Annotated in this window: 6 protein-coding genes; 2 read left to right on the plus strand and 4 right to left on the minus strand. The window is 74.7% G+C overall.

What is annotated here, in order from left to right:
• Nucleotides 1-117: 117 nt before the first annotated feature.
• The 4 genes from ABTX62_RS30635 to ABTX62_RS30650 form a co-directional block, all read right to left on the minus strand.
• Nucleotides 118-969 carry an oxygenase MpaB family protein gene (locus ABTX62_RS30635; protein ID WP_352119215.1) on the minus strand — a complete coding sequence of 284 codons (852 nt, stop codon included), beginning with the start codon at nucleotides 967-969 and terminating at the stop codon, nucleotides 118-120.
• Between the two features lie 72 nt (nucleotides 970-1,041).
• A complete protein-coding gene (locus ABTX62_RS30640; protein ID WP_352119216.1) occupies nucleotides 1,042-1,923 on the minus strand; it encodes an SDR family oxidoreductase in 882 nt (293 codons plus the stop codon).
• 47 nt (nucleotides 1,924-1,970) lie between these two features.
• Nucleotides 1,971-3,590, minus strand: coding sequence for a phytoene desaturase family protein (locus ABTX62_RS30645; RefSeq protein ID WP_352119217.1), 1,620 nt, complete (start codon nucleotides 3,588-3,590; stop codon nucleotides 1,971-1,973).
• Entirely contained in the window at nucleotides 3,583-4,092 is a 510-nt protein-coding gene (locus ABTX62_RS30650) for an SRPBCC family protein (protein ID WP_352119218.1), read from the minus strand. Before ABTX62_RS30650 ends, ABTX62_RS30645 begins: the two co-directional genes overlap by 8 nt.
• Before the next feature lie 287 nt (nucleotides 4,093-4,379).
• Here ABTX62_RS30650 and ABTX62_RS30655 point away from each other — a divergent pair, with 287 nt between their 5' ends.
• Nucleotides 4,380-4,535, plus strand: a complete 156-nt coding sequence (locus ABTX62_RS30655) for a hypothetical protein (protein WP_352119219.1) — start codon at nucleotides 4,380-4,382, stop codon at nucleotides 4,533-4,535.
• Between the two features lie 141 nt (nucleotides 4,536-4,676).
• Nucleotides 4,677-6,065 (plus strand): glycoside hydrolase family 16 protein, encoded by a 1,389-nt coding sequence (locus ABTX62_RS30660; protein ID WP_352119220.1) that lies wholly within the window; start codon nucleotides 4,677-4,679, stop codon nucleotides 6,063-6,065.
• Nucleotides 6,066-6,134: the final 69 nt, after the last annotated feature.

Below are 6,134 nucleotides of genomic sequence, written 5' to 3' on the forward strand. Positions count from 1 at the left end.
CGCGAGCACCGGGATGGCAGCCCTGACCGGCGCGGGGCGCTCCCGCCCGCGACGCGGGCCACGTCCGCTGACCTGTGTCGCGGCCGGGTCGGGTCGGGGAGGGTCCGGGGCGGGCCGTCAGGCTTCCCGGGCCGGGGTCATCGCCCAGCGGATGGTCCGGGTCAGGGCTCGGCCGGCGGGACGTACGGCGAGGTCTTCGACGACCGGCACCCGGGGCAGCCACAGCATGCCGCGCGCCCAGGGCGGGAGCAGGGTCACGGCGTTCGCGGCCAGCCCGCCGTAGAAGGGCCGGACGGCGAGGGGCAGCGGAGGCTGGAACAGCAGGAAGCGGGCGGCGGCCCGCGCCTCGGGCGTGGCCCGCAGCTCGGGCCGGTAGGCGGTCAGACGCTCGGCCAGTTCACTGCGGTCCCGCGGCGGGTCTGCCACCCCCAGCGCCTCGGCGACGCGCGCGGTGTCGGCGACGTAGGCGTCGTAGTCGGCGGCGTCCAGCGGCCGGGCCCCGTAGCGCTCGTGGGCGCGCAGGAAGCTGTCCGTCTCGGCGGCGTGCACCCAGCCCAGCAGATGGGGGTCGGCCGCGTGGTACGGCACGCCCTCGGAGCTCGTGCCGCGGATCCGTTGGTGGATGCCGCGCACCTGGTCGACGGCCTGCTGGGCGTCCGCGGCGGTGCCGTAGGTCGTCACGGCCAGGAAGGTGCTGGTGCGCTGCAACCGGCCCCACGGGTCGCCGCGGAAGCCGGAGTGCCCGGCGACGGCCGCCATCGCGAGCGGATGCAGCGACTGGAGGAGCAGGGCGGTCAGCCCGCCGATGAACATCGAGGCGTCACCGTGTACCGCGCGGATCGGCCGGTCCGGCCCGAACCAGCGCGGCCCGGGGGTGTGGTGGATACGGGCACGGGTCGCGGGTCCGCCCGGGCCCGCGACCCGGCGGAACAGGGCTTGGCCCAGCTGTTCACGGACTCCGGTCAGCACGGTGCGCCTCCCTTCCCCTGCTGACCAGTGTCCGGCATGACCGTGCCGTCCGGAGCTGCCGGCCCGGCCGCGTCAGGTCCCCGGCCCAGCCGCCGCACGGTCGGCCAGGCCACCGGCGCCGAGCGGCCCGGTGGGGCGGAGCGAGGCCGAAGTTTCCAGGCGCGGCAGTGCGCGGCGCGCCACGCGCAGGACCACCGGGGGCATGGCCGGGCGTATCGGCTGGGCCAGCCGCAGCCAGCCCGGCGCGTACATGGCCGTACGGCGGCGTTCCATGCCTTTGACCAGGCGGGCGGCGACCGTGTCCACGGGGTACACGCGGCGGGCCGGCGGGGGCATGTGCAGACGCAGTTCCCGCAGGACGTCGTACCGCTCGGCGTCGCGGATCATGTCGGTGTCCGTCCAGTTGAGGTAGGCGATGCCCACGCCCACCCCGCGGTGCGCCACCTCCGCGCGCAAGGAGTGCGCGAAGGCCTCGGCCCCGGCCTTGGAGGCGCAGTACGCGCTCATCAGCGGGGCGGCGCCGAGCGACGCGAGGGAGGCGACCTGGAGGAAGTAGCCCGCCGTGTCGAGCAGGTCCGGCAGGAACGCCCGGGCGGTGTGGGCGCTGCCGGTGAGGTTGACGTCGATCACCCGGCGCCAGGTGGCCGGGTCGGAGTCGAGGAGGGCGCCGCCCTCGGCGATGCCGGCGTTCGCCACGACGGCCGAGGGACGGCCGAGGCCGGCCCGCACGGTGTCCGCGGCGGCTTCCAGCGCGGACAGGTCGGTGACGTCGGCCTCCACGGCGAGGGCGGGGCCCGGCAGGGAGGCCGCCACCCCCTCCAGAACGGTCTTCTCATGGCCGACGAGACCCACCCGGGCACCGCGGCGGGCGGCCTCGCGGGCCAGGGCGGCGCCCACACCGCGGGCGGCTCCGGTGATGACGACGGTGCGCTCGGCGAGCGGGCTGCTGCTCATGGGCTGCCCTTCCTTCCCGTGCCGGATACGTCCCCGAGGGCCCCCGGTCAGTGCCTGACTCCGGTGCGGTCGCGGTGGGCGAGGAGCCGCTGGGCGCGGGCCAGGCCGGGGGACCGGTTGCGGCGCAGGGCGGCCCGCGCGGCGTTGGCTCCCGGCGCTCCGTGCACGCCGCCGCCCGGGTGGGCTCCGGAGGAGGCGAGGTACAGGCCGGGCACCGGGGTCTCGGGGCGGCCGGTGCCGGGCAGCGGACGGAAGACGAGCTGCTGGTGCAGTGCGGTGGTGCCGCCGTTGATGGCGCCGCCGGCGAGGTTGCCGTCGAGTGCCTCCAGGGTCGGGGGCGCGAGGATGCGGCGGCCGCGGATCAGGGAGCGGAAGCCGGGCGCGAAGCGCTCCACCTGGCGCTCGACCCGGTCGGCCATGAGCTCCTGGTCCTTGGTGTCCCAGCTTCCGGTGATCCCCTCGTCCGCGGCGTCGGCGCGGATCTCCTGGGGGATGTGGGTGTAGGCCCAGGCCGATTCGGTGCCCTGCGGCGAGCGGGTGGCGTCGGAGGTGGTCATCTGGCCGAAGATCAGGAACGGGCGGTCCGGGACCTGCCGCATGGCGATCTGGGCGGCGAAACGGGTCAGCTCGTCCATGCCGTCGGCGAGGTGCACCGTACCGGCCCGGGCGGCCTGCTCGGCCTGCCAGGGCACCGGGCCGTCGAGCGCCCAGTCGACCTTGAACGTGGCGAAGTCCCACTGGAAGCGGCGCAGGTCGTCGAGGAGCTGGGCGGGCAGGTGCGCGGGATCGACCAGCTCGCCGTACAGGGCGGGCACCGACACGTCCGCCAGCACCGCCCGCCGGGCCCGTACCGCGTCGCCCGTGGCCGTCCGCACGCCGACGGCGCGCCCGCCGCGGACGACGACCTGCTCGACGCGCTGCCCGCAGCGGACCCGCCCGCCGAGGCTCTCCAGACGCCGGACCAGAGCCGAGGTCAGCGCACCGGAGCCACCCGCCGGGACGGGGAAGCCGTAGGTCTGGCCCAGCATGGCCATCAGCCAGCCGAAGCCGCCGCTGCCCGCCGACTCGGGGGCGAGGTCGGCGTGCAGGGCGTTGCCGGCCAGCAGCAGACGCCCGCCCTGGCCGCGGAACTCCTCCTCCCCCAGGCGCCGCACCGGCAGCACCAGGGAACGGGCCATGCGCAGTCCGCCCGCCGCCCGCAGCCGCAGCGCCAGCCGTGCCGTCGCGCGGACGGGCGGGAACGGGGTGAACAGGGCCTCCAGGAGGCCGGGGCGCATGCCCTCCCACACGTCGTGCAGCCGCCGCCAGGCCGCTCCGTCACCCTGCTCGAAGGTGTCCAGGGACGCGGCGGTGATGTCGATGTTCCGGTCCAGAACGGCGCAGCCGCCGTCGGTGAGCGGGTGGGCCAGCACGCTGGGCGCGTGACTCCAGCGCAGTCCGTGCTCCTCGGGGCGCAGCGCGGCCAGGACGGGCGAGGCGGCCGCGAGGGGGTAGAAGGAGCTGAACAGGTCGTTGACGAAGGCCGCGTCGACGCCCCGGTCGTGGCGCACCGCGCCCCCCGGTTCGGGCTGCTCCTCCAGCACCTCGACGCTCCACCCGGAGCTCGCGAGGACGTTGGCGGCGACCAGCCCGTTGGGGCCCGCGCCGATCACCACGGCGTCAGGCATCGCGGCCGCCGTCCGCGTCGGACGCCACGGTCACCTGGCCCAGGGCCCGCCGGGTGTCTCCCGCTTGGCCCGCTTCGGCCTCGCACAACCGGGCCAGCCGGGTCAGCATGGCGCGGTGGCGCAACTGGATCAGCGCCTCGAATCCGACGTTGTGCAGCCGGCCGCCCGCGCCCATCAGCGGATGCTCGTCCACGATCACCAGACAGTGCTCGCCCCAGGGCCGCAGCTCGATCGCGATGCGTGCCGTGCCCAGCACACCGGCGTTTGCCTCCAGCTCCAGCCGGGTGCCCTCCTCGCAGTGGCGGACGACCGTCTCGTTCTCCAGGCACACCGGGCCGAGCCGGACCTCGTAGTGGATCGCCGCGCCGGTGCGCGGCCACTGTCCGCGTACGGGGTGGGACTCGGAGGTGCCCACCACCCACTCGGCGTAGCGACGGCCGTCGGCGAGGACGTCCCACACGGCGCTCGGCGGGACTCGGATCAGGCGATGGCGTACGGCCACGGATGCCTCCTGCTGGCTCGACCGGTTCTTCCGCCCCCGAGTGCCCCGTCGGGCCGGGTTCAACAGCCTGGTGCGCGGGGCGCCGGGCGGCGACCGGGGCAACCGTCGCGGCCCGGCGGGAGTCGAATTCCGCGAGGTGCGGCGAGGGGGCGGGGATGGCACGGTCGGACAGGGCATGGCGATGGGCACGGTGGCCGGCGGCGCACCACCGGTGGCGGGCCGGGCTGCGGTGGGCACGGTGACCGGCGGCGCACCACCGGTGGCCGGCCTGGCTGCGGTGGCTGCTGATGTCCGTCGTCTCGGTGATGGTCGGCACCGTCGTGGTCTTGGCGGGGCTTCCCGAGCGGACGATGGGGATCGGCGTCCTGCTCGTCCTGGCCCTGGACGACACGGTGGCCTGGTACGTGAAGCGGTGGTCCGCCGACGAAGAGGCTTCCGGCTGACGCCCGGTCCCTTTCCTTCAGGCTGTGCAGCCGGCGGGGCCCGCCCACTTTTCTTGGCTTCATCCCTTGACGGCCCGGGTGCGGTGGAGCACATTGGCGGCACTTTGAGAGCGCTCTCATCCCTGACCGAGAGGCCCCCACATGAGCGGAACCTCAAGCACCCCCCGCAGACCCCGCCCCTTGCGCCGGGCGTTCGTCGCCGTCGTCGGCACCCTCGGCCTCACGGTGGCCGCCGCCACGGTCGCCACCCCCTCGGCCGGCGCCTCCGCACCGCCGCCCCCGTCGGGTTGGACGCAGGTGTTCGCGGACGACTTCAACGGCGCCGCGGGCTCCGGCGTCAACACCTCCGACTGGCGGTACGCGACCGGCAAGGGCTACCCGGGCGGCCCCGCCAACTGGGGCACCGGCGAGATCGAGACGATGACGAACAGCACGGAGAACGTCTCGCTCGACGGCAACGGCAACCTGCGCATCACGCCCCGGCGGGATGCCGCCGGCAACTGGACCTCCGGCCGGATCGAGACCAACCGCACCGACTTCCAGCCCCCGGCCGGCGGCACCCTCCGCGTCGAGTCGCGCATCCAGGTGCCGAACGTCACCGGCGCCGCCGCCAAGGGCTACTGGCCCGCGTTCTGGATGCTGGGCTCCCCGTACCGCGGCAACCACTGGAACTGGCCGGCGGTCGGCGAGCTGGACATCATGGAGAACACCCAGGGCATGAACACGGTGTTCGCCACGATGCACTGCGGCACCTCGCCGGGCGGCCCCTGCAACGAGAACAGCGGTATCGGCGGTTCGACGACCTGTCAGGGCACCTCCTGCCAGGCCGGCTTCCACACCTACCGGATGGAGTGGGACCGCTCGACGAGTGTCGAGGAGATCCGCTTCTACCTCGACGGCGTCAACTACCACACGGTGCGCGCCAACCAGGTCGACGCGACGACCTGGAAGAACGCCACCGACCACGGCTTCTTCATCATCCTGAACGTCGCGATGGGCGGCGGTTTCCCCGACGCGTTCGGCGGCGGCCCGGACGCCGGGACGCAGCCCGGCCACGCGATGGTCGTCGACTACGTGCAGGTGCTGTCGTCCGGCGGCGGCACCACCCCTCCCCCGACCGGCGGCCGTGACGCCTACGGCACCATCCAGGCCGAGTCCTACGACGGCCAGTCCGGTGTGATCACCGAGACGACGTCCGACTCCGGCGGCGGTCAGAACGTCGGCGCCCTGGCCAACGGTGACTGGCTGCACTTCAAGGGCGTCGACTTCGGCTCCTCGGCGGCCCGGCAGTTCAGCGCCCGGGTCGCCGGCGGCGCGGCGGGCGGTGTCAGCGGGCTGGTCGAGGTGCGGCTGGACAGCCGGAGCAACCCGCCCGTCGGGAGTATCGCGGTGGGCAGCACCGGGGGCTGGCAGTCCTGGCGGACCGTCCCGGCGAACATCAGCGCCGTGACGGGCACGCACGACGTGTATCTGACCTTCACCAGCGGGCAGCCGGCGGACTTCGTGAACGTCCGGCGCGAGACCCCCTGACACCGGTGGCACCCGGGCGCAGCATGACCGGCCACCCCCTACTGACTCTCCGGTGGGTTAATCAGCCGC

Source organism: Streptomyces sp. NPDC096046, assembly GCF_040303285.1.
Lineage (GTDB): Bacteria > Actinomycetota > Actinomycetes > Streptomycetales > Streptomycetaceae > Streptomyces.

Bases quoted from the DNA above. Each gene is read 5' to 3' on its own strand.
- ABTX62_RS30655 (WP_352119219.1), top strand. From the start codon at position 4,380: ATGTCCGTCGTCTCGGTGATGGTCGGCACCGTCGTGGTCTTGGCGGGG.
- ABTX62_RS30640 (WP_352119216.1), bottom strand. From the start codon at position 1,923: ATGAGCAGCAGCCCGCTCGCCGAGCGCACCGTCGTCATCACCGGAGCC.
- ABTX62_RS30660 (WP_352119220.1), top strand. From the start codon at position 4,677: ATGAGCGGAACCTCAAGCACCCCCCGCAGACCCCGCCCCTTGCGCCGG.
- ABTX62_RS30645 (WP_352119217.1), bottom strand. From the start codon at position 3,590: ATGCCTGACGCCGTGGTGATCGGCGCGGGCCCCAACGGGCTGGTCGCC.